Here is a 25,738-nt window from a genome sequence, read left to right on the forward strand (position 1 = left end):
CCCCCTTTCGGGGACCGGGCCAAATCAAGGCATCAGGACGAGAACCACCAGCGGCTCGCAGCCCGGGCGCCGTCACAGCTCCAGCTGGCCGCGACATCCTCATTGCGCTCCACGCCCTTGCCACGGGCATAGACCCAGTTGTTGAAGAACGGGATCAGCGTGCCGCCATCGTCGCGCATCAGCAGGCACATCTCGCGATACATCTCGGCGCGCAGGCTGTCGTCAAGCTCGCCCTTGGCCTGAAGCAGCAACTCGTTGAAGCGCTCGTTCTGCCAGCGGCTCTCGTTCCAGGCGGCGTCGTCCTTGTAGGCCAGCGTGAACATCACGTCCGGCGTCGGGCGCGCACCCCAGGACACGGCCGAGTACGGCTTTTTCAGCCACACGTCCGAATAGTAGCCATCGTTCGGCTCGCGCACGACCTTGATGTTGATGCCCGCCGCCTTTGCCTGCTCGGCATAAAGGACGCACATGTCCACGGCACCGGTATAGACGCTGTCCGCGACCGAAAGATTGACCGTGAGGCCCTCCTGCCCGGCCTTCTTGAGCAGCGATTTCGCCTGGTCCGGGTCGTATTCGCGCTGCGGGATATCGTCGGGCCAGTAAGGCTGCACCGGCGAGAGGTGGAAATCGTTGCCCTTGGTCGCCGCCCCGAACGAGATCTTCTCGATGATCTCGTCGCGGTTCATCGCCAGTTTCAGCGCGTTGCGCACGTTGACGTCATCAAACGGCGCCGTGTCGCAATGCATCGGCATCGTGATCGCGCCACCCGAGGGGATGTTGTCGACCTTGATGTCGGGGTTGCGCTCCAGCAGCGCGAGTGTCTTGAGCTCGATCAGCGAAACGCAGTTCACATCACCCGTCACAAGTGCCGTCTGACGCGCATTGGGATCGTTCAGAATGAGCATCTCGACCTTGTCGAAATAGGCCCCCTCGCCGTGCCAGCCATCATGCCGGCTCAGCGCCCATTGAATGCCGAACTCGCCTGACTCGATCTTGTAGGGGCCAGAGCCGTCGCCGGATTTCCAGTCGATCGAGCCATCGCCATTCGAAGGACAGATCGCAAAGTGATAGTCGGTCATCAGCCAGGGCAGATCGGCATTGCCGCGCGCCAGAGAGATGACAATCGCATTCTCGCCATCGGCCTTGATATCGGTCACATCCGTCAAGAGCGCCTTGGCCGCCGAGGTGGACGCGTCGCCACGATGGTGGTTGAGGCTGTCGATCACATCGTGCGCCGTCACCGGCTTGCCGCTGTGGAAGGACGCATCGGGATTGAGCTCGAAGGTCCACTCCTTGGCGTCCGGCGTCGCCTCCCAGCTTGTCGCAAGATCCGGGCCGAGCGAATTGTCCGGCTCGATCAGCGTCAGATAGCTGCGATGCGTGTGTGCCAGAAAGATCATCTGCCGGGTCACATAGGTGCCCGGATCATGCGTGTCGGAACTGTTGCCGTCATGCACGCCCCAGCGGAACGTACCGCCGCGGCTTGGCTGTGCGGCGGCCGATGTGCCCCAAAGGCCGGTCGCGGCAGAGACGGTCATGCCGGCGGCAGCGGCGAAATGCATGAACGACCGGCGCGAGATATCGCCGGTGCGCGCGGCATTTGCCAGCCTGTCCATTAAGACCTTGTCGGTTTTCTTTGTCATGAGACTTCCCTGTTTTGTTGTTGATCTGTCACTGGAGAGGCCCCTGTCTTGGTCCTCTCCGAAAGCTTCCGTTGCTGACCCTCGGTCAGGATGCTTAAATACGACATGATGAAAACAAAACACGAAATTCCTCGGCTTTCCAGACTCTAATCCGAAAAACCCGCAAGTTTTAAAGGTCAGCAATCCTGAGGTTTTTTCCTGAAGACGCCCGCCTTCACCCCCCGCGACGCTCGCGCAGACGCGAGAAGTAATCGAGTCTCTTCTTGAGTTCGCGCTCGAATCCGCGCTCTACCGGTTGATAGAGAACCGGGCGTTTCATCGTCTCGGGAAAGTAGTTCTGACCCGAAAACCCGTCTTCGGCATCGTGGTCATAGGCATAGCCCGCGCCGTACCCCTCCTCGCGCATGAGCTTGGTCGGCGCGTTCAGGATATGCTTGGGCGGCGGCTCGCTGCCGGTTTTCTTGGCTTCGCGCATCGCGGCCTTGTAGGCGGCATAGCCCGCGTTCGATTTCGGCGCCAGCGCAAGATATGTCACCGCCTGCGCCAACGCCAACTCGCCCTCGGGGCTGCCCAGACGCTCATAGATCTCCCAGGCATGCAGGCAGACCGTTTGGGCATGGCTGTCGGCCAGCCCGATATCCTCCACCGCCATCCGGGTGATGCGCCGGGCAAGGTATCGCGGGTCTTCGCCCCCGGTCAGCATCCGCGCCAGCCAGTAGAGCGCGGCATCAGGATCAGAGCCGCGCACCGACTTGTGCAGCGCCGAGATGAGGTTGTAATGCTCATCGCCCGACTTGTCGTATTTCGCCGCCCGCTTCATCAGCCGCGCGGCCAGCGCGTCGCGCCCGAGCTTGCCATCGGTCGTCCACGCCGCCGCCTGTTCGATCAGATTGAGCAGCGCGCGCCCGTCGCCATCGGCCATTTCCAGCAGGCTCTCACGCGCCGGGCCGTCAAGCGGCAGGGCCCGGCCCAGATCCTTCTCGGCCCGCTGTGCAAGACGTTCGAGATCCGCCAGATCCAGCCGCGTCAGCACCAGCACCTGCGACCGGCTGAGCAGCGCCGCGTTCAACTCAAACGACGGGTTCTCGGTCGTCGCCCCCACCAGCAGGATCGTGCCATCCTCCATATGCGGCAGGAACCCGTCCTGCTGCGCCTTGTTGAAGCGGTGGATCTCGTCGACGAAAAGCAGCGTACCCTGACCGTTCGCGCGCCGGTGCTTGGCCTGCTCGAAGACCTTGCGCAATTCCGGCACGCCGGTGAATATCGCGCTGATCTGCACGAAATGCAGGTCCGTCTCATCCGCCAGCAGCCGCGCGATGGTGGTCTTGCCCACACCGGGCGGCCCCCAGAAAATCAACGACGTCAGACTGCCCGAGGCCAGCATCACGCCAAGCGGCGCGTCAGGGCCCAACACCTGATCCTGTCCGATCACCTCCGACAGGGCACGCGGGCGCAGCCGGTCCGCCAGCGGGCGCGGCGCCCCCTTGGGCGCAGGCGTGTCGCCGGTGTCGAAAAGATCACTCACAGCCGCAGCCGCAGCGCCATGCGCCGCCCGTTGCGCATCACCTCGATGCTCAGCGTCTGTGTGGCCTCCTCCAGCGCCTGCACTGCTGTTGTGCTGTCGGAAACCGCGACGCCATTGATCTCGCGCAGGATGTCTCCGGGGCGAAGCCCCGCCCTCGCACCGTATGGCCCAGGGTCTTCCACGATCACCCCATCGGCCATCAACGGCAAGCCGTAAGCGTCAATCACCGCCGGGTTGATCGTTGAAAGCACCATCTCCGGCAGCGCGGCGCGGTCGCCCGTCCGGGTTGGGTTGCGGGGCGGCACTTCGGGGGCGGCGATCATCGGCACGTCGATCTCTTCCGCATCCCCATCGCGCTGCCGGGTGATCCGCGCAGTGTCACCGATTCCGGCAAGCGACATGCGAAACACCATCTCGGCGGGGCTATTCACCGGTTGCCCGTCGACTGCGGCGATCACGTCGCCCGGCACCACCGCACCGGCAAAACTGCTGGCGGGATGCACCTGCGATATCACGATCCCCTCGGGCCGCGAGAGGCCCAAGCCCTCGGCCATGTCGGGCGTCACCGGCTGACCGCCTAGCCCGGCCCAAGGCCGAACAAACGCGTTCTGCCCGGCGCGCGCCTGTTCGACGAATTGCGCCACCAGGGCCGACGGTATAGCAAAGCCGATCCCGTTCGAGCCGCCCGAGCGCGACAATATGGCCGTGTTGATCCCGATCAGATCACCATTCACATCGACCAGCGCACCGCCCGAATTGCCCGGGTTGATCGGTGCGTCGGTCTGAATGAAATAGCCCCGCGCATTGCCCGACGCCGTGCCAGAGCGCGCCAGCCCCGAGACGATGCCGCTGCTCACCGTCTGGCCCACGCCGAACGGATTGCCGATGGCCAGCACCAATTCGCCAACTTGCACGCTGTCACTGTCGCGCAGCCGCAGCGCGGGCAGGTCGGGGGCGTCCTCGACCTGCAACACCGCAAGATCCGCCTCTTCATCGCCCAGCAGAACCCGCGCAGCATATTCGCGACCGTCATTGAGAACAACGCGGATATCCGTCGCCTCGCCGACCACGTGGTAATTCGACACCACGATGCCATCCGCACCCAGCACCACGCCCGAGCCGAGCGAGTTCTGCACGCGTGGCCGCGAAGCGCCGAAATCGTTGAAGAACCGCCCGAAGAACGGATCATTCCGGAACGGGCTGCGGCGGCCTTCGACGATGCGACTGGCATAGATGTTGACCACGGCAGGCGCGGCCTGCCGCACAACTGGCACAAAGCCGGTCTGAATCTCGGCCTGCGACATCGGCACGCGCATCTCGGCGGCCAGCGGCGCGGCGTAAAGGATCAGGACGAGAGACAGGATGCGGATCAAGAGCGGCCTCCTTGCATGTCGGCGGGTCGCCCGAGATATGCGCGGCACGCCGCAGCAATGCAAGCCCGCCGGGATTCTTCCTGGTCCAAATACTTAATCGTACAGACGCAAAACCCCCGCCGGTGAGGGCGGGGGTCAGGGCCGGCCAAATCTGGCGTGGCTTATTCTTCTGCGGCCTCTTCGGCGGCGACGCGGGCGCGGTCAGCCGCCCCCTTGGCATCAACGTCACGGTCGACGAACTCGATGATCGCCATCGGGGCCATGTCGCCATAGCGGAACCCGGCCTTGAGCACGCGGACATAACCGCCCTGACGGTCCTTGTAGCGGGGCCCCAGCACGTCAAAGAGCTTGGCGACGTGGATGTCCTGCTTGAGCTGGGCCGCGGCCTGACGGCGCGCGTGCAGATCGCCGCGCTTGCCAAGCGTGACCATCTTCTCGATGATCCGGCGCAGTTCCTTGGCCTTGGGCAGGGTGGTTTTGATCTGCTCATGTTCGATGAGCGAGCCGGCCATGTTCGCCCACAGCGCCTTGCGGTGCTCGTGGGTGCGGTTCAGGCGGCGGTATCCTCTGGCGTGACGCATTTTCTATCTCCTTAGCGTTTTGCTTTGTCCGGCGGTCTGATGCGTGTCAGCCGCTCTCCTTGGGGCGGGATTGCCCAGGTGGTGGGTAAAACCGATTTCTTGCAAGGAAATCGGACCGGAAACTTTTTCAAGTTTCCGTCCCTTTATCTCAGAACGCCTCGTCGAATTTCTTGGCGAGGTCCTCGATATCGTCGGGCGGCCAGTCTTCGACATCCATGCCGAGATGCAGGCCCATGCCCGAGAGCACTTCTTTGATCTCGTTGAGCGACTTGCGGCCAAAGTTCGGCGTGCGCAGCATTTCCGCCTCGGTCTTCTGGATCAGATCGCCGATATAGACGATATTGTCGTTCTTGAGGCAGTTGGCGGACCGCACGCTGAGCTCCAGCTCGTCCACTTTCTTCAGCAGCAGCGGGTTGAACTCGAGCCCGTCATCCTCAGCCTCGCGGCCTGCCGATTCCGGCTCGTCGAAGTTGACAAAGATCGACAGCTGGTCCTGAAGGATGCGCGCGGCAAAGGCTACGGCGTCATCGGGCGTGATCGAGCCGTCGGTCTCGATCTTCATGGTCAGCTTGTCATAATCCAGCACCTGCCCCTCGCGGGTCGGCTGCACGTCATAGCTGACCCGGGTGATCGGCGAATAGATCGCGTCGATCGGGATCAGACCGATGGGCGCGTCCTCGGGTTTATTCTTGTCAGCCGAGACATAGCCCTTGCCGGTATTGACCGTCAGCTCCACGTAGAGGTCCGCACCTTCGTCGAGGTGGCAGATCACGTGATCCTTGTTCAGTACCTCTATGCCCGCGCTGTCGGAAATGTCAGCAGCGGTCACGGCACCCGGGCCCTTGGCATTGATCGACAGGCGCTTCGGCCCTTCGACTTCCATGCGGACGGCGACGCCCTTTAGGTTGAGAACGATATCCGTCACGTCCTCGCGCACACCGGCGACCGAGGAAAACTCGTGCAGAACGTTGTCAATCTGCACGGCAGTAATCGCCGCACCTTGCAGCGACGACAACAGCACGCGGCGCAGCGCGTTGCCAAGGGTCAGACCAAAGCCGCGCTCCAGCGGTTCGGCGACCAGCACGGCCTGACGCAGCGGGTCGTTGCCCGGTTTCACGTCAAGCTGTGTCGGCTTGATCAGTTCAGCCCAATTCTTGTGGATCATGCGTCCCTCCATTCCTGTTCTGCCCTCATGTCCAAAGGTCAAGAACGCCCGAGGATGTAAAATGGCGAAAAGGGGACCGCGCCCTTGCGCAGCCCCGCTTTGATAGATGTCGGATCAGACCCGGCGACGTTTCGGCGGGCGGCAGCCGTTATGGGCGATCGGTGTCACGTCGCGGATCGACGTGATGTTAAAGCCGACGGCAGCCAGCGCGCGCAGCGCCGATTCACGGCCCGAACCGGGCCCCTGAACCTCGACCTCGAGCGAGCGCATGCCATGCTCCTGCGCCTTCTTGCCCGCGTCTTCTGCGGCCATCTGCGCGGCATAGGGTGTCGACTTGCGCGAGCCCTTGAAGCCCATGGTCCCGGCAGAGGACCACGCAATCGCGTTGCCTTGCACGTCGGAAATCAGGATCTTGGTGTTGTTGAAGGACGAGTTCACATGAGCAACGCCGGTGGCGATGTTCTTGGAAACCTTCTTCTTGGTGCGTTTGGTGTCGCGTGCCATCTCGAATGCCCTCCCTTATTTCTTCTTGCCGGCAATGGCTTTTGCCGGGCCCTTGCGGGTGCGGGCATTGGTGTGGGTTCGCTGGCCACGCACCGGCAGGTTGCGGCGGTGACGCAGGCCACGGTAGCAGCCGAGATCCATCAGGCGCTTGACGTTCATCTGCGTCTCGCGACGCAGGTCGCCTTCGACGGTGTAATTCGCGTCGATATGCTCGCGCAGGGCCAAGGCTTCGGCATCCGACAGCTCGTTGACGCGACGCGACGCGTCGATGTTCACGGCTTCGCAGATGGCCTTGGCCGAGGACTGGCCGATTCCGGTGATGTAGGTAAGGGCGATCGGGACCCGTTTGGAGGTCGGGATATTAACGCCGGCGATACGTGCCAAGTGTCTTTTCCTTTTCGTTGCGGTTCCGTAGCTCCAGAACCTTTTTTCACAACGTAAGCCCGAGGCGCTTTTTCGCTCCGGGCCGCAGCTGATTTCTGATTGTAGATCCGGGGCCGGGGGCGACCCGGCGAGAATCAATCTCGCAGTCGAGATAGGGCTGGTTATGGGGAAATTAATGGGGCGTCAAGCCCCCGTTCCGTCATTTGTCAATCGCCGCCGCAATCGCCGCCTTGACCTCGTCCATGCTGCCCATGCCATCGACCGAGGCGAGCTGCCCGTTGGCATGATAATAGCCGATGAGCGGCGCGGTCTTCTTGTAATATTCCATCAGCCGGTGGCGCACGCTGTCCTCGTTGTCGTCGGCGCGCACGGGCTGTCCGGCAGCCGCGGCATCGGCGGCACGGCCAACGATGCGCTTGACCAGGGTCTCGTCATCGACGCGCATCTCGACCACGGCGTCCAGTGTCTCGCCCTGTTCGTCCAGCAGGGTAGCCAGTGCATCGGCCTGCGCCAGCGTGCGCGGGAAGCCGTCAAAGATGAAACCGCCGCGCTTGTCCCCCTGAAGCTTTTCGCGAATGAGGCCAATCACGATGTCATCGGTCACCAGATCGCCGCGCGCCATAACGTCAGCGACAATGTTGCCCATCTCGGTCCCGCTGTCCTTGGCCGCGCGCAGCATGTCGCCGGTGCTGAGCTGGATCATGTCGCGGCTCTCTACCAGCATCTGTGCCTGCGTGCCCTTGCCCGCCCCCGGCGGCCCCAGAAGTATGATGTTCATCGACGTGCCCCTCCCTTGCGACGGCCTTTCTTGCGACCTTTGCCGCTGAGCTGCGATCTCTCGATCAGCCCTTCGTATTGATGCGCGAGCAGGTGGCTTTGCACTTGCTGGATCGTGTCCATCGTCACCGAGACCACGATCAGCACCGAGGTGCCGCCGAAATAGAACGGAATCGCGAACTGGTTGCGCAAGATCTCCGGCAGAAGCATGACCGCGACCAGATACATCGAGCCCAGCACGAGAATGCGGTTGACCACGTATTCGATATATTCCTCGGTCCGCTTGCCCGGGCGCACGCCCGGAATAAAGCCGTTCTGGTTCTTCAGGTTTTCGGCCACGTCATCGGGCTTGAAGGCCACGTTAAACGTGTAAAAGTAGGTGAAAAATACGATCATCACCGTGAAGAACAGCAGATAGAGCGGCTGACCGGGGCCGAAATAGGCCATGATGGTGGACATGACCGGATTGGTCTGATTGCCCGAAAACGTGCCGATGGTGGCGGGCAGCAACAAGAGCGACGAGGCAAAGATTGCCGGGATCACGCCCGCCGGGTTGACCTTGACCGGCAGATGCGACGAGCCGCCGTCATAGACCTTCATCCCGACCTGGCGTTTCGGATACTGGATATGGATTTTGCGCAGAGAGCGTTCCATGAACACCACGAAGGCGATCACCGCGACCACCATGAGCATCACCCCGATGATCACCGCCGGGCTGATCGCGCCCGAGCGCCCCGAGGCGAAGAACTGCGCCAGGGCCGCCGGGACTTCGGCGATGATGCCGACAAAGATGATCAGCGAAATGCCGTTGCCGACGCCGCGCGCTGTGATCTGCTCGCCCAGCCACATCAGGAACATCGTGCCGCCGACCAGCGTTATCATGCAGCTGGCGATGAAGAACAGCCCCGGATTGGTGACCATGTCGCCCGATTGCAGGCTGACGGCGAGACCGTAGCTTTGCACCGTGGCCAGACCAACCGTGCCATAGCGCGTATACTGGTTGATCTTCTTGCGGCCCTGCTCGCCCTCTTTCTTGAGCTGCTGGAGCTGCGGCACCATCGCGGTCAAGAGCTGCACGATGATCGAGGCCGAGATATAGGGCATGATACCGAGGGCAAAGATGCCCATCCGCCCAAGCGCGCCGCCGGTGAACATGCTGAGCATTCCGCCGATCGTCGCCTGCGCGCCTTCCATGAATTCGCGCAGTGCCGCGCCGTCGATGCCCGGCACCGGGATGAAGGTGCCAAGCCGATAGACGATCAAAAGCCCCAGCGTGAAGAGGATGCGCTTGCGCAACTCGGTGGCCTTGCCAAGCGCGGACCAGCTTGTGTTGGCCGCCATTTGCTCTGCTGCAGATACCATTCGCGGGTCTCTTTCATATGACAACGCCGCCTAGGGCTGTTTTCCAGCTCAGGCGGCGTCAAAAGGAAAACGTGAGGACTATGTAAGCGGGCGCAGGCCCGCTCACAACCTCTTATTCAGCGGCCTGCGCTGTTGTGACCGAAAGCTTGCCCCCGGCTTTCTCGACGGCGTCGATGGCTGACTTGGAGGCGCCGGTCACAGCGATATCGAGTTTCGCGGTCACCTCACCCTTGGCCAGAACGCGCACACCATCCAGCTTGCGCCGCACCAGGCCCGAGGCCACGAGCACGTCCTCGGTGATCTGGGCCGCGCCGTCGATCTTGCCGGCCTCGATGAATTTCTGGATCAGGCCGAGGTTCACCACCGCAAAGGATTTGCGGTTCGGCTTGTTGAAGCCGCGCTTGGGCAGACGCTGATAGAGCGGCATCTGGCCACCCTCGTAGCCCTTGATGGCCACACCCGAGCGGGATTTCTGACCTTTGATACCACGGCCACCCATCTTGCCCATGCCGGAACCGGGGCCACGGCCGATGCGTTTCTTGCGCTTGGTCGCGCCGTCGTTGTCACGAAGTTCGTGCAGTTTCATTGTCGCTATCTCCTTGCCGGATGCGGCCCCCAGCGACGGGAGCGGCCGAACGCGGCTTGCGTGAAAGGTTGAGTCGGGCCCCTCGGGCCACCGTGGGCGTATAGACCCGGCCCGCAGCGGGATCAAGGGCGGAGTTATCAGCCAACCGGCGGGTTGCGCCATGTCGAGGGCGCAAAGGACCGGGTCAGCGCGCGCTCGACCAGATCGAGCCGGTCCTGCCCATAGAACGGGTCGCCGTCGACGATATAGGTGGGCGAACCGAAGACATTCAATGCGATGGCCTCCGCCGTATTGGCGCGGTGGACGGCCTGTATCTCGTCCGAAAGCGCAGCGGTCAGGATCGCATCCGGATCGAGCCCACAACCCGCGATCAACGGCGCCAGCGTGGCGGGGTCGGCGATATCGGCATCGTCACGCCAATGCGCGCCAAGGATGGCATGCGCCAGCGCATCAGCCCCCGTTCCTGCCTCCTGCGCCGCGATGATCGCGCCATTGGGCAGGGTCAGCGGATTGTCGTGATACGTCGGGCGGTGGCGGATCACCTCCACGCCGCGATACTCTGCCCAGTGCTCGATATCACGGCCAAAGAAATAATCCACATGCGCCTGCGTGCGCGCCGCAAAGGACAGCCCGCCCGCCGCCTCGACCACCGGCGACAGGTCAATCGGCCTGTGCAGCAGTCGCACGCCGTGGCGCGCGCAGATCTCCGACAGGCAGGCAGAGCCGAGCCAGGCAAAGGCGGAATGGGCGGAGTAGATATAATCGATGCTCTGCATGCGATCATGCTAGGCCGTGCAGCGCGGCGCTGCAAGCGGCGCGTCGCACGGCTCCCCCGTCATCGTCCGGCCTGACCGGACGATCTCTCGGGCAACAGATCCTCGGGTCAAGCCCGAGGATGACGGTGAAAGCCATCGCACCTCTGGACAAGTTCCCGGCCCGCGCTACGCTGGAGGAACCCAAACAGGAGCCCCAATGCGCGCCCTTTGCCTTGCCCTCGCCCTCGCCACCCTGCCCGGCCCCGCGCCGCAGGCCGCCACGGGCTGCGCGCGCGATGCGATGCTGGTCTTCGATGGCTCGGGCTCGATGGACGAGGTGGGCCATGACGCAACCGCGCCGACCCGGATCATCGACGCCCGTCGCGCGGTGCGCGCGGCGATGCCCGACATCGCCCCCCATCGCCGCGTCGGCCTGCTCACCTACGGCCCCGGCGGGGCGCATGCCTGTTCGGGGATCGACCTGCGCTTTGCCCCGCGCGCCGATGCAGGCGCGGCGGTGGTGGCGGGCATCGACAGCCTGTCACCCGGCGGCCTCACCCCGCTTGCGACCTCGGTCACAGCGGCGGTCGAGGTTCTGGGAAAGGACGGCATCGTCGTGCTGGTCACCGATGGCAACGAAACCTGCGGCGGCACGCCCTGCGCGCTCAGCGCACATCTCGCCGACACCGCGCCGGGGCTGACCGTGCATGTCATCGGCTTTCGCGTGGTCTATGATCCGTTCTCGTGGAACAGCCCCGAGGCCGGCGACTATGACGGCCAGACCGTGGCCAAATGCCTCGCCGAGGCGACCGGCGGGCTGTTCGTCTCGACCGAAACGGTGGACGAACTGGCCGACGCGCTCCGCGTCACGCTTGGATGCCTGGTGGTGGGCGAAGCGTCCCGGCGGATCACCCCGCATTTGCCGGTCTGATCCGTCGGCGCAACAGTGCTTACGATGGGGTGGGCCACTCGAAATCGGGGCGCAGCGCCTTATAGATCGGGCGGCCGTCGCTGGGCTTCGGCGCGCCGCTCACCGGATCGTAAAAGGCGTGATACGGGGCTGGCGCGATCTTGTCACCATAGCCCATCAGGCTGGGCACGATGGCGCGGATGCGGTTGTGCTTGTCGTCCACTAAGATCGGCGCACCGCAGTCGCCATAGGTGCACAGATCGAGCGGGCCGTCGGGATTGTTGGCGTAGAACGGCTGGCGTTTCAGACCGGCCTCGTTATCCACCGCCCCATAGCCATACTTGAAGAACACGCGTTGGGTGGTAGCCTGCCCGGTGACGCCCTTGCAGACGAAACAGTGGCAGGTGTGATTGTCGATCGAGTCGTGATCGGCATGCGTGTGGATATGAGCGAAACCGCCGGAATATTTATGAGACATGGTGTCCCCCCTTAATGAATGCGCGCCCGGGGGCGGACCGCCGACCAGGCGCAAGGGAAGAAGACCACGCCCCCCCCAGCCCGGATGGCAGAGAGACAAAAAACCCGCGTGATGGTGTAACGAAATTCGCCCCGGCCATCTCTGACCGGGGCGAATTCCTTCAAAACCTGCCGGAAACTTCAAAAGTTTCCGAACCGTTTTCAATTCAAGAAAACGGGCTCAGCCCTTTTCCTCGACGATCTCGACCATGTGCGAGACCTTGGCGATCATGCCACGGACGGCGGGCGTGTCTTCCAGCTCGCGCGTCTTGTGCATCTTGTTGAGGCCCAGACCGATCAGGGTCTGGCGCTGCTTTTCGGGGCGGCGGATCGGCGAGCCGATCTGCTTGACGACGATGGTTTTTGCCATGTTCCGGTCTCCTTACGCTTCTGCCGCATCGGCAGCAGCCGGCGCTTCGTCACCGCGTTTCAGGATGTCGGCGACCTTCTTGCCACGACGCTGCGCGACCATGCGCGGGCTGGTCTCTTTCTGGAGACCGTTCAGCGTGGCGCGGATCATGTTATAGGGGTTCTGCGACCCGTTCGACTTGGCGACCACGTCCTGAACGCCCAGCATCTCGAACACGGCGCGCATCGGACCACCGGCGATGATACCTGTACCCTGCGGGGCGGTACGCATCACGACCTTGCCCGCGCCATGACGGCCTTCCATATCGTGGTGCAGCGTCCGGCCCTCACGCAGCGGTACGCGGATCATCGCGCGCTTGGCGGCTTCGGTGGCCTTGCGGATCGCTTCGGGGACTTCTTTGGCTTTACCCTTGCCAAAGCCGACACGGCCCTTTTGATCGCCAACAACGACCAGAGCGGCAAAGCCGAAGCGCTTGCCCCCTTTTACGGTTTTCGAAACCCGGTTGATCGCAACCAGGCGATCGGCGAATTCAGGGGTTTCGTCGCGGTCACGCCCGCGCCCCCGGTTGTCATCTCTTGCCATTCTCGGCGTCCTTTCCATGCGGCACGGCGTGGTGCCTGATATTGCTCAATCCAGGTGAGCCGAAGCTCCCGGATCATCGAGGCGGCCCCGAGGGGCCGCCTGCGCCTTAGATTTTCAGACCGGCGTCACGCGCGGCGTCGGCCACGGCCTTGACCCGACCATGAAACAGGAACCCGCCCCGGTCGAAATAGGCCTCGGTGACACCCGCCTTTTGCGCGCGTTCGGCAATCGTGGCCCCGATCTTGGTAGCGGCCTCGACATTGCACTTGCCCACCAGCCCGAGATCCTTTTCGAGGGTCGAGGCGGCGGCGAGCGTCACACCGTTGACGTCGTCGATCAGCTGCACGCTGATGTTCTTGTTGGAGCGGTGAACGCTCAGGCGCGGACGCCCGGCATTGACCTTGCGGAGTTTGTTCCGAACGCGCAGGCGGCGTTTGAGGAACAGTTTTCTTTTGCTGTATGCCATAGCTCGCGTCCTTACTTCTTCTTGCCTTCCTTCTGGAAGATGTACTCGTCCTTGTAGCGGATCCCTTTGCCCTTGTAGGGCTCGGGCCGCCGCCAGTCGCGGATATTCGCCGCAACCTGACCGACGAGCTGCTTGTCCGTGCCTTCGACCACCAGTTCGGTAGGCTTGGGCGCGGTGACAGTCACACCTTCCGGAACGGCGAAGTCGACGTCATGGCTGAGACCGAGGTTCAGCTTGAGGACGTTGCCCGCCATCTGCGCGCGATACCCGACGCCGCGGATTTCCAGCTCTTTCTTGAAGGTTTCATTGGAACCATGAACCAGGTTGGCGATGACCGTGCGGGTCATGCCCCACTGCTGGCGCGCGCGCTTGGATTTGCCACGCGGCGTGACGCTGATCTGGCCATCCTCGATGGTGATGGTCACATCGTCGGTCGCCGTGAAGGATTTGGTGGCCTTCGGGCCCTTCACTTCGATGGTCTGGCCCGACAGGGTCGCGGTGACACCATTGGGCAGAGCCACGGGTTGTTTTCCGATACGAGACATGTCCGGGTCTCCTTAGAATACCGTGCAGAGCACTTCGCCGCCAACATTGGCTGCGCGCGCGGCTGCATCCGACATCACACCCTTGGGGGTGGAGACAATCGACACGCCGAGGCCCTGACGGACCTGCGGAATGTCCTTGACGCCCATATAGACGCGACGACCGGGTTTGGAGACCCGTTTCATTTCGCGAATGACAGGGGTGCCCTCGAAATACTTCAGGCTGATTTCGATCGCCGGGTGACCGTTTTCGCCCGTGATCTGCTCATAGCCGCGGATGTAGCCCTCTGCCGCCAACACGTCGAGAACACGCACGCGCATCTTCGAGGCCGGGGTCAGCACCGTGGACTTGCCGCGCATCTGGCTGTTGCGGATACGGGTGAGCATATCGCCGATAGGATCGTTCATATCTCTGCCCTCCTTACCAGCTCGATTTCACAACGCCGGGCAGTTGCCCAGCAGAGCCCAGATCGCGCAGCGCGATACGGGAAATCTTGAGTTTGCGGTAATACGCGTGCGGACGGCCCGTCAGCTGGCAGCGATTGTGCAGCCGGGTGGCAGAGCTGTTGCGCGGCAGTTGCGCAAGCGCGAGGGAGGCGCGGAACCGCTCTTCCATCGGCTTGTCCTGATCGTTGATGACCGCTTTCAGGGCAGCGCGCTTCTTGGCGAACCGGTCCACCAGCTTCTGGCGCTTCTTCTCGCGCTCGATCATTGCTTTCTTAGCCATATATCTATCCTCCCCCGGCTCAGCTGTTGAAGGGCATGTTGAAATGCTTCAACAGCGCCTTGGCTTCAGCGTCGGTCTTCGCCGTGGTTGTGATGATGATGTCCATACCCCAGACTTCGTCGACCTTGTCGAAGTTGATTTCGGGGAAAACGATATGTTCCTTGAGGCCCATGGCGTAGTTGCCACGCCCATCGAACGACTTGCCCGGCACACCGCGGAAGTCACGGATACGGGGCATGGCGATGGTGATCAGGCGATCAAGGAAATCATACATGCGGTCGCCGCGCAGCGTGACCTTGGCACCCAAGGGCATGTCCTCGCGAACGCGGAACCCGGCGATCGAGTTGCGGGCCTTGGTGACGACGGCGCGCTGACCGGCGATCAGGCTCAGGTCTTCCTGAGCGGATTTCGCCTTCTTGGAGTCGCGCACAGCCTCGGCACCGCAGCCGATGTTCAGGACGATCTTGTCCAGACGCGGGATCTGCATGTCGTTGGTATAGCCGAACTCTTCCTTCAGAGCGGGCTTGATCACCTCACGGAACTGCGTGCGCAGACGCGGGGTATAGGTTGCTGTATCAAGCATCGATCACGTCCCCCGTGGTCTTGGCAAAACGCACCTTCTTGTCGCCTTCGATCTTGAAGCCGACGCGGGTCGGTTTGCCGTTCTTGTCGACAATCGCCAGGTTGCTCAGGTCGATAGGCATCGCCTTGGGCAGGCGGCCCCCCTGACTGGTCTGGCTTTGACGGGTATGGCGGATCGCCATGTTGACACCCTCGACCACGGCCTTGCCGGATTTCGGATCAACGCTGGTGATCGTGCCTTTCTGGCCCTTGTCCTTGCCGGCCAGAACGATCACGCTGTCGCCTTTTTTCAGTTTGGCAGCCATCTTACAGCACCTCCGGGGCGAGCGAGATGATTTTCATGAAGTTCTTGGAGCGCAATTCGCGCACGACCGGCCCGAAGATACGGGTGCCGACAGGCTCGCCCGCATTGTTCAGGATGACGGCGGCGTTACGGTCGAACTTGATGGCGGTGCCGTCTTCGCGACGAACCTCCTTGGCGGTGCGCACGACGACGGCCTTGCGGACGTCGCCCTTCTTCACGCGACCGCGCGGGATGGCTTCCTTGACCGAGACGACAATGATGTCGCCTACGGATGCGTATTTACGCTTGGAACCACCCAGAACCTTGATGCACTGAACTCGGCGTGCGCCGGAGTTGTCAGCAACATCCAGATTGGTCTGCATCTGGATCATTTGGTTTCTCCCGACCTATGGGGGGCGATGCAATGCCTGGTCCCCAGGGTTTCGACAATGCCGAAAGGCGCTGTCGGCTTACGCCTCCAGCACCTCCCAGCGTTTCGTTTTCGACTTCGGCGCGCATTCGATGATCCGAACGGCATCGCCGACCTTGTAGGTGTTATTCTCGTCGTGAGCCCGGTACGTCTTGGACTTACGGATGGTCTTCTGCATCACCGGATGCTTGAAGCGGCGCTCGACCGACACGGTCACGGTCTGGGCGTTGGCGTCAGAGGTCACGACACCTTGAAGAATACGTTTGGGCATCTCAGGGGCTCCTTACTCTGCCGCCGCTTGGGCTTTTTCGTTCAGAATGGTCTTGACACGCGCCGCGTCGCGACGGGCCTTGCGCATCTGAGCGGGGTTCTCAAGCTGGCCGGTAGCCGCCTGAAAGCGCAGGTTGAACTGCTGCTTCTTCAGAGTGGTGAGGTCCTCCCGGAGTTGGTCCGGGGTCTTGTCACGCAGTTCCTTGGCGTTCATCGCCTTTTCCTTTCTCAAAACACCGGACGGCCCCTGACGGTTGCTTCAGGGTCACCCGAAACCCGGTGGATGAATTGCTAAACACGCGAATCCCCGGGCAGGCCCAAGGGTCGCAGATTGGCGCTCTATAAGGGAGGCGGTCGCGCAGGGCAAGAGGGAGTTTGGGAAATCGTCCGACCTGCCCGCAGCGCGTCGGTGCCGCAGCAAAAAGAAACGGCCCCGGGTTCCCCCGAGGCCGTCCCAAAGTCCGGTCAGATCGCTTATGCGAGCTGCAGGTTCGACGCGCTCTCGCGGCCGTCACGGCCGGATTCGATGTCGAAGGTCACTTTCTGGTCGTCGGCCAGGCCGGTGAGGCCGGCGCGCTCGACGGCGCTGATGTGGACGAACACGTCCTTGCCGCCATTGTCGGGCGCGATAAAGCCGAAGCCTTTAGTGGAATTGAACCATTTTACGGTGCCATTGGCCATGGTGTAGTCTCCTAGTGTGGTGCTGCCCGCTTAAGTGCGGCAGCCGCGGCGTGGTCGGTCTGGATCGAGAAACTGACCGCCGGTTTAGAGGAGACAGGTATCGAAAAAGAATAACGTTAGCAGCATTCATATGCGCGCGAACGACTCAATTTGCAAGAGCCAAGTTCAAATTACTGATTTTTGAGAGGTTTTGCGCCTCAAACGGCGGAATCAAGCCCAAGCGTAGTTGAAGCTGACGCTGATCCGGTCCTCCTCGGACATGTTCATCGGCACCTCGTGGCGCAGCCATGATTCCCACAGCAGCACATCGCCCACCTGCGGCCTGGCATAAACGAAGGTCTGCAACTCCTCCCGCGCGCCTTTGCGGCGGGTCGGCGCGGCCATCATCCGGGCAGAGCGCGGGTCTTCCAGCTTGAGCGCGCTGGCATCCTCGGGCATCGCCACATAGGCGGTGCCGGAGATCACCGAATGCGGGTGGATGTGGCTGCCATGGCTGCCACCCTCGGGCAGGATGTTGATCCAGATATCCTCCAGCTTGAGCGCGCGCCCGTCGAGGTCAAACTCGAGATCCTCGGCAAACGCCGCGACATGCGCATCCAACGCCCTGACCAGATCGGCAAAGATCGGAAACCGCCACGGCAGGTCGGTCAGCGAGGCATAGGAGGTGTAGCCGGGATAACCTTCCGTCTCGCACCACTCCTGCCCGGCCTCGTCATCCTCGGCGATTGAATAGCACGAGGCCTCCAACTCCTTGGCATCAATGGCGGGGTCGTGCTCGCTCAGGGCGGCACGGTAGAGGCGGGTCACAAAGAGAGAGCTGATCTGGGACATACCCGCTTAATATCGCAACTCAGGCCGCGCGCAAGGGTTGCTAAACGGTTACGCGTCAGGCTGGAGCCCTTGTCTTGCGGGTGCTCCATATCGTGCTTCGATCGACCGTCCTACTGTCGCTGGTCGTCCTTGTGGTGGCGATCATGACCGGGCCTGGCCGGGCCGACCGGTTCGCCGACTGGGGTCCGATGTTCGCGCCGACGGGCGCGCCGCTCTCCGCGCGGGCCACCGGGCAGCATCACGCCATCGGGCCCTAGCAGATCATCCCAGCCCCCCCCCGGCGGCTGTTGGCACGCGCGGGGCTCGACCCGGCCACGCGGTTCGGCCCGACGCTGCAGGACCGGCTGGCCGACATGCTACTCAACAATGCGGGCCTGACGGCGGTGCGCGAGGGTGCGATCGCCTGCGCGGCGTTCCGGCTCAACCTCGCCCGCGTCTGGGCCGGACTGCCCACCGCCACGGGGCACAGCTATTATCACGGCGTGGCCGGGAACCGCGCGGTGCTGAGCCATGACGGCTACCGAAGCGCGGTGGGCGCCATCCTCGGCGGATCAGCCGAGCCGGGACGGACACATCCGCCCGCCTCCGCCTACCGAACGAAAAACCCCGCGCGATTACGCGCGGGGTATGGTCCGACCGTGCCGGGAGCAGTCCGCCCGGACATGGATCAAGACGGCGAACCGCAGTCCACGACCATCTTCTTACCCGGCATCCGCGTGCCGTCGGGCCGCCCGATCGTCGTGTCTTCCGGCGCGTCGTCGATGAAGGCTTGTCCATCTGCGCCGATAAACTGGTTGCGCGCCCCGCAAACCTTTGCCAGCCGCGCGACGACCGTGTCTGCGCTGACCTGGTTCGGGAAATACTCCACAATGAAGCTCTTGATGTCATTCCGGCTATAGATCGGGAAAACTAAGTCAAGACCGGCACGATCTGCCGGATCTGGCATGAGATCGGCCATCACCGCCTGGCGTCGATCATAGGCGGTTTGCGGGTCCGGTGCACTGCACGCCGATATGGCAAGACCAATGACCACAAACATAATTACACGCATATCGTTCTCCTGAGTCAGAAAAGCAAATGCCCGCAGAATGCACTGAGCACGGCGCGCCTTTAGCCCTCCCCGCGAACGATCACAAGCCGGAATCCTTCCGGCGCTCGCGCATTAGGCCCGATCCGGTCAGGGACATCGAAGCGACCGCAGGGTCAGACGATGCCGCCCGGCCAAAATGAGAAACTCCCGGCCAATCGCTTGGCCGGGAGTGGATGTCGCTCAACGACTTTGACCGCGCGGGTTACCAGTCCTCGCGGACCACGACCCGGGTCTTGACCGGCAGCTTCATCGCGGCGAGGCGCAGGGCCTCCATCGCGACCGCTTCGCCGACGCCGTCGATCTCGAACATCACGCGGCCGGGTTTGACCTTGCAGACCCACCGGTCCACCGAGCCTTTACCCTTGCCCATGCGGACCTCGATCGGCTTTGCCGTCACCGGAACATCCGGGAAGATCCGGATCCAGACCCGGCCCTGACGTTTCATGTGACGCGTCATGGCACGGCGTGCCGCCTCGATCTGGCGTGCGGTGACGCGTTCGGGCTGCGTGGCCTTGAGACCGAAGGAGCCGAAGTTCAGATCAGAGCCGCCCTTGGCCTCGCCCTTGATCCGACCCTTGAACTGCTTGCGGAATTTCGTGCGCTTTGGTTGTAGCATCTGTCATTCCTCCTTAACGGCGGCCGCCGGCGCCACGGGGCGCGGGACCATCCTGGAGTTCCTGGGCCTTGCGATCACGCGCACCGGGATCGTGCTCCATGATCTCACCCTTGAAGATCCAGACCTTGATGCCGATGATGCCATAGGCGGTTGTCGCCTCGACATTGGCATAGTCGATATCGGCGCGCAGAGTGTGCAGCGGCACACGCCCCTCGCGATACCATTCGGTCCGGGCGATTTCGGCGCCGCCAAGACGCCCCGCGACGTTGACCCGGATCCCCAGGGCCCCCATCCGCATGGCGTTCTGCACGGCGCGCTTCATCGCGCGACGGAAGGACACCCGACGCTCCAGCTGCTGCGCGATGCTGTCGCCCACCAGGGCGGCATCGAGCTCGGGCTTGCGCACCTCGACGATGTTCAGATGCAGTTCGCTGTCGGTGATCCGGGCCAGCTTCTTGCGCAGCGTCTCGATATCCGCGCCTTTCTTGCCGATGATCACGCCCGGGCGCGCGGTGTGGATCGTGACGCGGCACTTCTTGTGCGGACGCTCGATGATCACACGGCTGATGCCGGCCTGCTTGCACTCGGTGTTGATGAAGTCGCGGATCGCGAGATCCTCGAGCAGAAGATCACCGTAATCCTTGGTGTCGGCATACCAGCGGCTGTCCCAGGTGCGATTCACCTGCAGGCGCATGCCAATCGGATTGACTTTGTTACCCATTAGGCTTGCTCCTCAATTTCACGCACCTTGATCGTCAGTTCCGAGAACGGCTTTTTCAGCGCCCCGAACCGGCCACGCGCCCGCGGACGGCCACGCTTCATCACAAGGTTCTTGCCGACATAGGCCTCGGCCACGATCAGCTCGTCGACGTCGAGATTGTGGTTGTTCTCGGCATTGGCGATCGCCGATTGCAGGCACTTCTTGACGTCCTCGGCGATCCGCTTGTTCGAGAAGGTCAGATCGGTCAGCGCCCGGTCCACCTTCTTGCCACGGATCATCGCGGCGACGAGGTTGAGTTTCTGCGGGCTCGTGCGCAGCATGCGCAGCTTGGCCATCGCCTCGTTATCCGCCACGCGGCGGGGATTTTTATCCTTGCCCATGGCTTATTTCCTCTTCGCTTTCTTGTCCGCCGCATGCCCGTAATAGGTGCGGGTCGGCGAATATTCACCGAATTTCTGGCCGATCATGTCCTCGCTCACATTCACCGGAATGTGCTTGTGGCCATTGTAGACGCCGAACGTGAGACCCACGAATTGCGGCAGGATCGTCGAGCGGCGCGACCAGATCTTGATCACTTCGTTGCGCCCCGACTCGCGCGCTGCCTCTGCCTTTTTCAAGACATAGGCATCGACGAAGGGGCCTTTCCATACAGAACGTGCCATGTGTTAGCGGCCCTTCTTCTTGGCGTGACGCGAGCGCAGGATAAGCTTCTGCGACGCCTTGTTCTTGTTGCGGGTGCGCGCGCCCTTGGTGGGCTTGCCCGAGGGCGTGACCGGGTGACGACCACCCGAGGTCCGGCCCTCACCACCACCATGGGGGTGGTCGATCGGGTTCATCACGACGCCGCGCACCGACGGGCGAATGCCCTTGTGGCGCATGCGGCCCGCTTTACCGTAATTCTGGTTGCTGTTGTCGGGATTGCTGACGGCACCGACGGTGGCCATGCATTCCTGGCGCACCAGACGCAGCTCGCCCGAGCTGAGGCGGATCTGCGCATAGCCGCCATCGCGGCCCACAAATTGCGCATAGGTACCAGCGGCGCGTGCGATCTGCCCGCCCTTGCCGGCCTTCAGCTCGATGTTGTGAATGATCGTGCCGATCGGCATGCCCGAGAACGGCATCGCGTTGCCCGGCTTGATATCGGCCTTGGCGCTTGCGAGCACCTTATCGCCAATCGCCAGACGCTGCGGCGCCAGGATATAGGCCTGTTCGCCATCCTCGTAGCGGATCAGCGCGATGAACGCGGTGCGGTTCGGGTCATATTCGATCCGTTCCACGACCGCCGGGATGTCGAGTTTGGTACGCTTGAAATCGACGATGCGGTAGAGGCGTTTCGCCCCGCCGCCCTTGCGACGCATCGTGATCCGTCCGGTATTGTTCCGGCCGCCATGCTTGGTCAAACCCTCAGTGAGGGATTTGACCGGACGTCCTTTCCACAGCTCCGAACGGTCGATCAGCACCAGCCCGCGCTGGCCCGGCGTCGTCGGCTTATACGACTTGAGTGCCATGCTTTCTGTCTTCCGTTTAGCAAACGCGTGCCCGAAGGCCCGCTATGTAGGATGGGTTTGAAGCCCACCGTGGTTATAGGCCCCCGAAGGTGCCCGGCTCTTCGTTGCCCTTGCGAACAACAGCGAAGCCCCGGACGAATCCGGGGCCTTGCGGATGGGGTCTGATAGGGGAGTGTCCCTGCCCGGTCAAGGGGGTGAGCACATAATCGCGCCATTAGACACAGATCAAGGCGCGCCCGGTCCCCCCGGTTTAAAATGCAGCCTTAGAATAGCATGTCGACAATAGCACGCGCCGCCCAAACCCGCGCGCAACCGATCCGAACAAAGGAGACCGACCATGACCAAATCCGCAAAGAAAACCACCGCCAAACCCGACACCACGGCCCTTACCTCCGCCATGGCCGCAGGGAGCCCTGCCGCCCGGATGTGGCTCGACATCATGGCCGAAAGCACCCGCTTCGTATCCGAGCGCCTGCAGAACGATCTCGAGACCCAAAGGGCAATGCTGCGCTGCCAGAGCCCGGCCGATCTGGTGCAGGTGCAGTCCGATTTCTTTCGCAAGGCGATGGAGCAATACAGTTCGGAGGCGCAGCGCCTGTTTGACATCATGACTGAGGCCACGGGCGACACGGTCAAGGACGCCAAGACCGGCACCAAGCGGGGGTATGACGACGTGCCGCTTTGACAGTGGGCAACGGGTGCGGGGCTAAGCATAAAAATTCGGGATCGCCCGACAAGACGACCCGCGCCCCTGTCCCGCGCTCGGGCAGGTCCGTGTCGAGCCGTGTGATGTTTGAAAACCCGCGCCTGGCACCTCCGGCAAGCGGATGCCGCCGTACCATATTGCATCTAAGAGCGCAGATTCGATTTAATCATCTCAAGTAGCTCGGGGGCGTTTGGAACCTGCTCGAAGGCGACAGGCATCGTCAACATTCCCCAAGTGACCGGCTGTCCCGGATGAGATAACCCATGTCCGATCGGCTGAAGCTCCTGTTCATCAAGCAACGTGCCGATCTTCAGTGATGGATTTGGGCGCGTCGGTACAATCTCGTAGGGATAAGTGGCGGAGTGCACGTTGGACACAACATAGAGCCGGACCGCGAATCGCCAGTTTGGTCCGCGGCGGCAAACGATTGCTCGCTTGTTCGTTACGAAATACACCACATTCCAGAGGACGTACTGCCGGTTGCTTGCCATCATAAATGCCGCAGCCATGAACGCGAGCGAAGCTGCACCATACACCATGCAGGCCGTAAAGCGGATTGAGGAAGACGCAGGCCCGATGAACGGAACCGTACTCCACATAACCAAGACACCAACCAACATGGAGATTAGATAGACCCGTTCGGCCCCGATCGGTTGGCACAGTCCACGTCCATATTCGGGTCTTCCCGTCCACAACACCCGCTCATCCGGGTCTAGGATGTCGTTCAGGTCGCCATCAGCGCGAATCTCGATTGAAACGTTACTCATCCACAAGAACCAGCCGACCTACCCGTGGACGTGACCGCACTCCACCAAGCAAGTAACACCCTTTTTGCCCAATACCGCAAGCTACGGCTGGACTCCCAAGTAGAAATTTCTCACGAAAAACCCCGGCCACCTCACGGCAGCCGGGGTTTTCTTTTTCGTAGGGTGGGTGCTAACCCACCACCCGATCAAAGACCGGTGGTCACGTCGATCGTGTTGCCTTCGACCAGCGTCACATAGGCTTTCTTGACGTCATTCCGGCGGCCCATCTGGCCACGGAAGCGCTTTTGCTTGCCCTTGGTGATCGTGGTGTTGACGGCCTTGACCTTCACACCAAAGAGCGCCTCGACGGCCTCCTTGATCTGCGGCTTGTTGGCGTCGATCGCCACCTCGAAGACAACCGCCCCGTTCTCGGAGGCCATAGTCGCCTTTTCGGTGATCACCGGCTTTCGGATCACATCGTAATGTTCAGGTTTCGCGCTCATTTCAACCGAGCCTCCAGTGCTTCGACACCCGCCTTGGTCAGCACGAGCGTGTCGCGCTTGAGGATGTCATAGACGTTTGCGCCCATCGACGGCAGCACATCGAGTCCCTCGATATTGGCCGCGGCACGGGCGAAATCTGCATTCACCTGCGCCCCGTCGATGATCAGCGCACGCTTCCAGCCCATGTCCTTGACCAGCTTGGCCAGGGTCTTGGTCTTGCCGTCGCTCTCGGTGTTCTCGATCACCACCAGCTCGCCCGCCTTGACCTTGGCCGAGAGCGCGTGCCTCAGACCGAGCTGACGCACCTTCTTGGGCAGGTCATGCGCGTGGCTGCGCGGGGTCGGACCCTTGTAGATACCCCCCTTGCGGAAAATCGGCGCGTTACGGTCGCCGTGGCGTGCGCCACCGGTGCCCTTCTGGCGGTAGATCTTCTTGGTGGAATAGCTGGTTTCCGACCGGGTCTTGACCTTGTGCGTGCCGGCCTGCGCCTTGTTGCGCTGCCAGCGGACGACGCGGTGCAGAATGTCCGCGCGCGGTTCCAGGCCGAAGATGTCTTCGCCCAGATCGACCGAGCCGGCCGTGCCGCCGTCCAGTTTGATCACGTCGAGTTTCATTCTTCGCTGTCCTTCTTCTCGGCCTCGATGTCAGCCTCGGCCTCTTTCAGGGCTGCTTCTTCCGCAGCGGCCTGCTCTTCGGCCAGACGCTTGGCTTCTGCTTCTTCCTCGGCAGCGGCCTGTGCGGCGGCTTCCTCGGCAGCTTTCGCAGCCTCTTCAGCGGCCGATTTCAGCGCGGCGGGCAGAATGGCATTCTCGGGGAACGGCTTTTTCACCGCATCCTTGATCGTCACCCAGCCACCTTTCGATCCGGGCACGGCGCCCTTGATCATGATCAGGCCACGATCCGCGTCGGTCTTGACGACCTGCAGGTTCTGCGTGGTGACCTTGGCGGCACCCATGTGACCGGCCATCTTCTTGCCTTTGAAGACCTTGCCGGGATCCTGACACTGACCCGTCGAGCCGTGCGAGCGGTGGCTGATCGACACACCGTGGCTGGCCCGCAGACCGCCAAAGTTGTGGCGCTTCATCGCACCGGCAAAGCCCTTACCGATCGAGGTGCCCGAGACGTCCACGAACTGACCTTCAAAGTAATGGTCAGCGGTGATTTCCTCGCCTACATTGATCAGGTTCTCAGGCGCCACGCGGAATTCCGCGACCTTACGCTTGGGCTCCACCTTGGCCACGGCAAAATGCCCACGCATGGCCTGCGTCGTGCGCTTGGCCTTGGCGGTGCCTGCACCGAGTTGCACGGCACTGTAGCCGTCTTTCTCAGGGGTGCGCTGTGCCACCACCTGAAGTTTGTCCAGTTGAAGAACGGTCACAGGAATCTGCTTGCCGTCTTCCATGAAAAGCCGGGTCATGCCGACTTTTTTCGCGATCACACCAGAGCGCAACATGTCTTGCCCTCCTTAAACCGAAATCTGCACGTCCACGCCAGCGGCGAGGTCGAGCTTCATCAGCGCGTCCACCGTCTGCGGCGTGGGGTCGACGATGTCGAGAAGACGCTTATGCGTCCTGATCTCGAACTGGTCGCGGGATTTCTTGTTCACGTGGGGGCCACGCAGAACGGTGAATTTCTCGATCTTGTTCGGCAGCGGGATCGGCCCGCGCACCTGGGCACCGGTCCGTTTGGCGGTGTTGACGATTTCCTGCGTGCTGGCATCCAGCACACGGTAGTCAAACGCCTTGAGCCGAATGCGAATATTCTGGCTTTGCATTGGTCTAGCCTTTCGCGGCATTGGAGTTGATAGGAGGGAGGCCGGACCACCCGGCCTCCCTCTTCGAACCCTGCCCCGGGATCGTGCCCCGGGGCGTGATAGGTGTTACTCGAGGATTTTGCTGACGACGCCTGCGCCGACGGTGCGGCCGCCTTCGCGGATGGCGAAGCGCAGCCCGTCTTCCATCGCAATGGGCGCGATCAGGTCGACGGTGAACTTCAGGTTATCG

The 25,738-nt window shown here is 62.3% G+C and carries 39 protein-coding genes and 1 pseudogene; 4 read left to right on the forward strand and 36 right to left on the reverse strand.

The annotated features are described in order from the left end of the window. Positions 1-32: 32 nt before the first annotated feature. The 11 genes from BHD06_RS11585 to BHD06_RS11635 form a co-directional block, all read right to left on the reverse strand. Positions 33-1,643, reverse strand: a complete 1,611-nt coding sequence (locus tag BHD06_RS11585) for an ABC transporter substrate-binding protein (RefSeq protein WP_080457176.1) — start codon at positions 1,641-1,643, stop codon at positions 33-35. A 214-nt stretch (positions 1,644-1,857) separates the two neighbouring features. Continuing rightward, a complete protein-coding gene (locus BHD06_RS11590) occupies positions 1,858-3,168 on the reverse strand; it encodes a replication-associated recombination protein A (RefSeq protein ID WP_080457177.1) in 1,311 nt (436 codons plus the stop codon). After that, complete coding sequence (locus BHD06_RS11595; RefSeq protein ID WP_080457178.1) at positions 3,165-4,541, reverse strand: trypsin-like peptidase domain-containing protein; 1,377 nt, start codon at positions 4,539-4,541, stop codon at positions 3,165-3,167. Before BHD06_RS11595 ends, BHD06_RS11590 begins: the two co-directional genes overlap by 4 nt. 161 nt (positions 4,542-4,702) lie before the next feature. Beyond that, on the reverse strand, positions 4,703-5,122 hold the full coding sequence (gene rplQ, locus BHD06_RS11600; RefSeq protein WP_050663313.1) for a 50S ribosomal protein L17: 420 nt from the start codon (positions 5,120-5,122) through the stop codon (positions 4,703-4,705). A 148-nt stretch (positions 5,123-5,270) separates the two neighbouring features. Continuing rightward, positions 5,271-6,287, reverse strand: a complete 1,017-nt coding sequence (locus tag BHD06_RS11605; RefSeq protein ID WP_080457212.1) for a DNA-directed RNA polymerase subunit alpha — start codon at positions 6,285-6,287, stop codon at positions 5,271-5,273. A 114-nt stretch (positions 6,288-6,401) separates the two neighbouring features. Beyond that, entirely contained in the window at positions 6,402-6,791 is a 390-nt protein-coding gene (gene rpsK, locus BHD06_RS11610) for a 30S ribosomal protein S11 (RefSeq protein WP_037247420.1), read from the reverse strand. 15 nt (positions 6,792-6,806) lie between these two features. Continuing rightward, positions 6,807-7,175: a 30S ribosomal protein S13 gene (gene rpsM / locus BHD06_RS11615; RefSeq protein ID WP_080457179.1), complete on the reverse strand. Its 369-nt coding sequence runs from the start codon at positions 7,173-7,175 to the stop codon at positions 6,807-6,809. Between the two features lie 199 nt (positions 7,176-7,374). Next, positions 7,375-7,953 carry an adenylate kinase gene (locus BHD06_RS11620; RefSeq protein WP_080457180.1) on the reverse strand — a complete coding sequence of 193 codons (579 nt, stop codon included), beginning with the start codon at positions 7,951-7,953 and terminating at the stop codon, positions 7,375-7,377. After that, positions 7,950-9,314, reverse strand: coding sequence for a preprotein translocase subunit SecY (gene secY / locus BHD06_RS11625; protein ID WP_080457181.1), 1,365 nt, complete (start codon positions 9,312-9,314; stop codon positions 7,950-7,952). Before secY ends, BHD06_RS11620 begins: the two co-directional genes overlap by 4 nt. A gap of 112 nt (positions 9,315-9,426) precedes the next feature. Beyond that, complete coding sequence (rplO, locus tag BHD06_RS11630) at positions 9,427-9,900, reverse strand: 50S ribosomal protein L15 (RefSeq protein ID WP_080457182.1); 474 nt, start codon at positions 9,898-9,900, stop codon at positions 9,427-9,429. A gap of 137 nt (positions 9,901-10,037) precedes the next feature. Further along, positions 10,038-10,676, reverse strand: a complete 639-nt coding sequence (locus BHD06_RS11635) for a 2-hydroxychromene-2-carboxylate isomerase (protein ID WP_080457183.1) — start codon at positions 10,674-10,676, stop codon at positions 10,038-10,040. Between the two features lie 196 nt (positions 10,677-10,872). Between BHD06_RS11635 and BHD06_RS11640 the strand changes: the two genes are divergently transcribed. Then, a complete protein-coding gene (locus BHD06_RS11640; protein WP_080457184.1) occupies positions 10,873-11,586 on the forward strand; it encodes a VWA domain-containing protein in 714 nt (237 codons plus the stop codon). A 19-nt stretch (positions 11,587-11,605) separates the two neighbouring features. Here BHD06_RS11640 and BHD06_RS11645 read toward each other — a convergent pair whose 3' ends face one another. From BHD06_RS11645 to BHD06_RS11710, 14 genes are all read right to left on the reverse strand, one after another. Further along, the gene (locus tag BHD06_RS11645) at positions 11,606-12,043 is read right to left on the reverse strand and encodes a hypothetical protein (RefSeq protein ID WP_080457185.1); all 438 of its coding nucleotides are present in this window, start codon (positions 12,041-12,043) and stop codon (positions 11,606-11,608) included. Between the two features lie 219 nt (positions 12,044-12,262). Beyond that, positions 12,263-12,451, reverse strand: coding sequence for a 50S ribosomal protein L30 (gene rpmD / locus BHD06_RS11650; RefSeq protein ID WP_050663321.1), 189 nt, complete (start codon positions 12,449-12,451; stop codon positions 12,263-12,265). A 12-nt stretch (positions 12,452-12,463) separates the two neighbouring features. Continuing rightward, positions 12,464-13,033, reverse strand: a complete 570-nt coding sequence (gene rpsE / locus BHD06_RS11655) for a 30S ribosomal protein S5 (RefSeq protein WP_050663322.1) — start codon at positions 13,031-13,033, stop codon at positions 12,464-12,466. Positions 13,034-13,139: 106 nt separating this feature from the next. Then, the gene (rplR, locus tag BHD06_RS11660; RefSeq protein WP_080457186.1) at positions 13,140-13,499 is read right to left on the reverse strand and encodes a 50S ribosomal protein L18; all 360 of its coding nucleotides are present in this window, start codon (positions 13,497-13,499) and stop codon (positions 13,140-13,142) included. An 11-nt stretch (positions 13,500-13,510) separates the two neighbouring features. Then, positions 13,511-14,044 (reverse strand): 50S ribosomal protein L6, encoded by a 534-nt coding sequence (gene rplF, locus BHD06_RS11665; protein ID WP_080457187.1) that lies wholly within the window; start codon positions 14,042-14,044, stop codon positions 13,511-13,513. A 12-nt stretch (positions 14,045-14,056) separates the two neighbouring features. After that, positions 14,057-14,449 carry a 30S ribosomal protein S8 gene (gene rpsH / locus BHD06_RS11670; RefSeq protein WP_080457188.1) on the reverse strand — a complete coding sequence of 131 codons (393 nt, stop codon included), beginning with the start codon at positions 14,447-14,449 and terminating at the stop codon, positions 14,057-14,059. A gap of 13 nt (positions 14,450-14,462) precedes the next feature. After that, on the reverse strand, positions 14,463-14,768 hold the full coding sequence (gene rpsN, locus BHD06_RS11675) for a 30S ribosomal protein S14 (RefSeq protein ID WP_080457189.1): 306 nt from the start codon (positions 14,766-14,768) through the stop codon (positions 14,463-14,465). A 19-nt stretch (positions 14,769-14,787) separates the two neighbouring features. Next, entirely contained in the window at positions 14,788-15,351 is a 564-nt protein-coding gene (gene rplE, locus BHD06_RS11680) for a 50S ribosomal protein L5 (protein WP_080457190.1), read from the reverse strand. After that, a complete protein-coding gene (gene rplX / locus BHD06_RS11685) occupies positions 15,344-15,655 on the reverse strand; it encodes a 50S ribosomal protein L24 (RefSeq protein WP_050663328.1) in 312 nt (103 codons plus the stop codon). The genes rplE and rplX overlap by 8 nt, the downstream gene beginning before the upstream one ends. Position 15,656: 1 nt before the next feature. Further along, positions 15,657-16,025: a 50S ribosomal protein L14 gene (gene rplN / locus BHD06_RS11690; RefSeq protein WP_050663329.1), complete on the reverse strand. Its 369-nt coding sequence runs from the start codon at positions 16,023-16,025 to the stop codon at positions 15,657-15,659. Positions 16,026-16,103: 78 nt separating this feature from the next. Further along, the gene (rpsQ, locus tag BHD06_RS11695; protein ID WP_080457191.1) at positions 16,104-16,334 is read right to left on the reverse strand and encodes a 30S ribosomal protein S17; all 231 of its coding nucleotides are present in this window, start codon (positions 16,332-16,334) and stop codon (positions 16,104-16,106) included. A 12-nt stretch (positions 16,335-16,346) separates the two neighbouring features. Further along, positions 16,347-16,547 carry a 50S ribosomal protein L29 gene (gene rpmC, locus BHD06_RS11700; RefSeq protein WP_080457192.1) on the reverse strand — a complete coding sequence of 67 codons (201 nt, stop codon included), beginning with the start codon at positions 16,545-16,547 and terminating at the stop codon, positions 16,347-16,349. A 260-nt stretch (positions 16,548-16,807) separates the two neighbouring features. Beyond that, on the reverse strand, positions 16,808-17,014 hold the full coding sequence (locus BHD06_RS11705; protein WP_050663332.1) for a cold-shock protein: 207 nt from the start codon (positions 17,012-17,014) through the stop codon (positions 16,808-16,810). Positions 17,015-17,224: 210 nt separating this feature from the next. Next, positions 17,225-17,845 carry a 2OG-Fe(II) oxygenase family protein gene (locus BHD06_RS11710; protein ID WP_080457193.1) on the reverse strand — a complete coding sequence of 207 codons (621 nt, stop codon included), beginning with the start codon at positions 17,843-17,845 and terminating at the stop codon, positions 17,225-17,227. Between the two features lie 92 nt (positions 17,846-17,937). Here BHD06_RS11710 and BHD06_RS23745 point away from each other — a divergent pair, with 92 nt between their 5' ends. Next, entirely contained in the window at positions 17,938-18,102 is a 165-nt protein-coding gene (locus tag BHD06_RS23745) for a hypothetical protein (RefSeq protein ID WP_176214337.1), read from the forward strand. Positions 18,103-18,132: 30 nt separating this feature from the next. Further along, positions 18,133-18,744, forward strand: coding sequence for a hypothetical protein (locus tag BHD06_RS23010; RefSeq protein WP_139784704.1), 612 nt, complete (start codon positions 18,133-18,135; stop codon positions 18,742-18,744). Between the two features lie 393 nt (positions 18,745-19,137). Here BHD06_RS23010 and rplP read toward each other — a convergent pair whose 3' ends face one another. From rplP to rplB, 5 genes are read right to left on the reverse strand one after another with little or no spacing between them, the layout of a single operon-like run. Continuing rightward, positions 19,138-19,551: a 50S ribosomal protein L16 gene (rplP, locus tag BHD06_RS11725; RefSeq protein ID WP_080457196.1), complete on the reverse strand. Its 414-nt coding sequence runs from the start codon at positions 19,549-19,551 to the stop codon at positions 19,138-19,140. A 13-nt stretch (positions 19,552-19,564) separates the two neighbouring features. Then, the gene (rpsC, locus tag BHD06_RS11730; protein WP_080457197.1) at positions 19,565-20,272 is read right to left on the reverse strand and encodes a 30S ribosomal protein S3; all 708 of its coding nucleotides are present in this window, start codon (positions 20,270-20,272) and stop codon (positions 19,565-19,567) included. Further along, entirely contained in the window at positions 20,272-20,652 is a 381-nt protein-coding gene (gene rplV, locus BHD06_RS11735) for a 50S ribosomal protein L22 (protein WP_080457198.1), read from the reverse strand. Before rplV ends, rpsC begins: the two co-directional genes overlap by 1 nt. Positions 20,653-20,655: 3 nt before the next feature. Then, positions 20,656-20,934 (reverse strand): 30S ribosomal protein S19, encoded by a 279-nt coding sequence (gene rpsS, locus BHD06_RS11740; RefSeq protein WP_008281873.1) that lies wholly within the window; start codon positions 20,932-20,934, stop codon positions 20,656-20,658. Between the two features lie 3 nt (positions 20,935-20,937). Further along, on the reverse strand, positions 20,938-21,780 hold the full coding sequence (gene rplB, locus BHD06_RS11745) for a 50S ribosomal protein L2 (RefSeq protein WP_080457199.1): 843 nt from the start codon (positions 21,778-21,780) through the stop codon (positions 20,938-20,940). A 337-nt stretch (positions 21,781-22,117) separates the two neighbouring features. Between rplB and BHD06_RS11750 the strand changes: the two genes are divergently transcribed. Beyond that, positions 22,118-22,465 (forward strand): phasin family protein, encoded by a 348-nt coding sequence (locus tag BHD06_RS11750; protein WP_080457200.1) that lies wholly within the window; start codon positions 22,118-22,120, stop codon positions 22,463-22,465. A 164-nt stretch (positions 22,466-22,629) separates the two neighbouring features. Here BHD06_RS11750 and BHD06_RS11755 read toward each other — a convergent pair whose 3' ends face one another. From BHD06_RS11755 to tuf, 6 genes and pseudogenes are all read right to left on the reverse strand, one after another. Continuing rightward, positions 22,630-23,253: a hypothetical protein gene (locus BHD06_RS11755; RefSeq protein ID WP_080457201.1), complete on the reverse strand. Its 624-nt coding sequence runs from the start codon at positions 23,251-23,253 to the stop codon at positions 22,630-22,632. 185 nt (positions 23,254-23,438) lie between these two features. Then, complete coding sequence (locus tag BHD06_RS11760; protein ID WP_050663341.1) at positions 23,439-23,735, reverse strand: 50S ribosomal protein L23; 297 nt, start codon at positions 23,733-23,735, stop codon at positions 23,439-23,441. Beyond that, positions 23,732-24,349: a 50S ribosomal protein L4 gene (gene rplD / locus BHD06_RS11765; RefSeq protein ID WP_080457202.1), complete on the reverse strand. Its 618-nt coding sequence runs from the start codon at positions 24,347-24,349 to the stop codon at positions 23,732-23,734. The genes BHD06_RS11760 and rplD overlap by 4 nt, the downstream gene beginning before the upstream one ends. Continuing rightward, positions 24,346-25,188 (reverse strand): 50S ribosomal protein L3, encoded by an 843-nt coding sequence (gene rplC / locus BHD06_RS11770; RefSeq protein ID WP_080457203.1) that lies wholly within the window; start codon positions 25,186-25,188, stop codon positions 24,346-24,348. Before rplC ends, rplD begins: the two co-directional genes overlap by 4 nt. 12 nt (positions 25,189-25,200) lie before the next feature. Then, positions 25,201-25,509 (reverse strand): 30S ribosomal protein S10, encoded by a 309-nt coding sequence (gene rpsJ, locus BHD06_RS11775; RefSeq protein WP_037273464.1) that lies wholly within the window; start codon positions 25,507-25,509, stop codon positions 25,201-25,203. 105 nt (positions 25,510-25,614) lie between these two features. Then, positions 25,615-25,738, reverse strand: a pseudogene (tuf, locus tag BHD06_RS11780) (elongation factor Tu); the annotation flags it as partial.

This window comes from Roseovarius sp. A-2 (assembly GCF_002072155.1).
GTDB lineage: Bacteria > Pseudomonadota > Alphaproteobacteria > Rhodobacterales > Rhodobacteraceae > Roseovarius.

Coding starts and splice junctions, on each gene's coding strand:
- BHD06_RS11585 (WP_080457176.1), bottom strand. CDS start 1,643: ATGACAAAGAAAACCGACAAGGTCTTAATGGACAGGCTGGCAAATGCC.
- rplQ (WP_050663313.1), bottom strand. CDS start 5,122: ATGCGTCACGCCAGAGGATACCGCCGCCTGAACCGCACCCACGAGCAC.
- BHD06_RS11605 (WP_080457212.1), bottom strand. CDS start 6,287: ATGATCCACAAGAATTGGGCTGAACTGATCAAGCCGACACAGCTTGAC.
- rpsK (WP_037247420.1), bottom strand. CDS start 6,791: ATGGCACGCGACACCAAACGCACCAAGAAGAAGGTTTCCAAGAACATC.
- BHD06_RS11620 (WP_080457180.1), bottom strand. CDS start 7,953: ATGAACATCATACTTCTGGGGCCGCCGGGGGCGGGCAAGGGCACGCAG.
- secY (WP_080457181.1), bottom strand. CDS start 9,314: ATGGTATCTGCAGCAGAGCAAATGGCGGCCAACACAAGCTGGTCCGCG.
- rplO (WP_080457182.1), bottom strand. CDS start 9,900: ATGAAACTGCACGAACTTCGTGACAACGACGGCGCGACCAAGCGCAAG.
- BHD06_RS11635 (WP_080457183.1), bottom strand. CDS start 10,676: ATGCAGAGCATCGATTATATCTACTCCGCCCATTCCGCCTTTGCCTGG.
- BHD06_RS11640 (WP_080457184.1), top strand. CDS start 10,873: ATGCGCGCCCTTTGCCTTGCCCTCGCCCTCGCCACCCTGCCCGGCCCC.
- BHD06_RS11645 (WP_080457185.1), bottom strand. CDS start 12,043: ATGTCTCATAAATATTCCGGCGGTTTCGCTCATATCCACACGCATGCC.
- rpmD (WP_050663321.1), bottom strand. CDS start 12,451: ATGGCAAAAACCATCGTCGTCAAGCAGATCGGCTCGCCGATCCGCCGC.
- rpsE (WP_050663322.1), bottom strand. CDS start 13,033: ATGGCAAGAGATGACAACCGGGGGCGCGGGCGTGACCGCGACGAAACC.
- rplR (WP_080457186.1), bottom strand. CDS start 13,499: ATGGCATACAGCAAAAGAAAACTGTTCCTCAAACGCCGCCTGCGCGTT.
- rplF (WP_080457187.1), bottom strand. CDS start 14,044: ATGTCTCGTATCGGAAAACAACCCGTGGCTCTGCCCAATGGTGTCACC.
- rpsH (WP_080457188.1), bottom strand. CDS start 14,449: ATGAACGATCCTATCGGCGATATGCTCACCCGTATCCGCAACAGCCAG.
- rpsN (WP_080457189.1), bottom strand. CDS start 14,768: ATGGCTAAGAAAGCAATGATCGAGCGCGAGAAGAAGCGCCAGAAGCTG.
- rplE (WP_080457190.1), bottom strand. CDS start 15,351: ATGCTTGATACAGCAACCTATACCCCGCGTCTGCGCACGCAGTTCCGT.
- rplX (WP_050663328.1), bottom strand. CDS start 15,655: ATGGCTGCCAAACTGAAAAAAGGCGACAGCGTGATCGTTCTGGCCGGC.
- rplN (WP_050663329.1), bottom strand. CDS start 16,025: ATGATCCAGATGCAGACCAATCTGGATGTTGCTGACAACTCCGGCGCA.
- rpsQ (WP_080457191.1), bottom strand. CDS start 16,334: ATGCCCAAACGTATTCTTCAAGGTGTCGTGACCTCTGACGCCAACGCC.
- rpmC (WP_080457192.1), bottom strand. CDS start 16,547: ATGAACGCCAAGGAACTGCGTGACAAGACCCCGGACCAACTCCGGGAG.
- BHD06_RS11705 (WP_050663332.1), bottom strand. CDS start 17,014: ATGGCCAATGGCACCGTAAAATGGTTCAATTCCACTAAAGGCTTCGGC.
- BHD06_RS11710 (WP_080457193.1), bottom strand. CDS start 17,845: ATGTCCCAGATCAGCTCTCTCTTTGTGACCCGCCTCTACCGTGCCGCC.
- rplP (WP_080457196.1), bottom strand. CDS start 19,551: ATGCTACAACCAAAGCGCACGAAATTCCGCAAGCAGTTCAAGGGTCGG.
- rpsC (WP_080457197.1), bottom strand. CDS start 20,272: ATGGGTAACAAAGTCAATCCGATTGGCATGCGCCTGCAGGTGAATCGC.
- rplV (WP_080457198.1), bottom strand. CDS start 20,652: ATGGGCAAGGATAAAAATCCCCGCCGCGTGGCGGATAACGAGGCGATG.
- rpsS (WP_008281873.1), bottom strand. CDS start 20,934: ATGGCACGTTCTGTATGGAAAGGCCCCTTCGTCGATGCCTATGTCTTG.
- rplB (WP_080457199.1), bottom strand. CDS start 21,780: ATGGCACTCAAGTCGTATAAGCCGACGACGCCGGGCCAGCGCGGGCTG.
- BHD06_RS11750 (WP_080457200.1), top strand. CDS start 22,118: ATGACCAAATCCGCAAAGAAAACCACCGCCAAACCCGACACCACGGCC.
- BHD06_RS11755 (WP_080457201.1), bottom strand. CDS start 23,253: ATGAGTAACGTTTCAATCGAGATTCGCGCTGATGGCGACCTGAACGAC.
- BHD06_RS11760 (WP_050663341.1), bottom strand. CDS start 23,735: ATGAGCGCGAAACCTGAACATTACGATGTGATCCGAAAGCCGGTGATC.
- rplD (WP_080457202.1), bottom strand. CDS start 24,349: ATGAAACTCGACGTGATCAAACTGGACGGCGGCACGGCCGGCTCGGTC.
- rplC (WP_080457203.1), bottom strand. CDS start 25,188: ATGTTGCGCTCTGGTGTGATCGCGAAAAAAGTCGGCATGACCCGGCTT.
- rpsJ (WP_037273464.1), bottom strand. CDS start 25,509: ATGCAAAGCCAGAATATTCGCATTCGGCTCAAGGCGTTTGACTACCGT.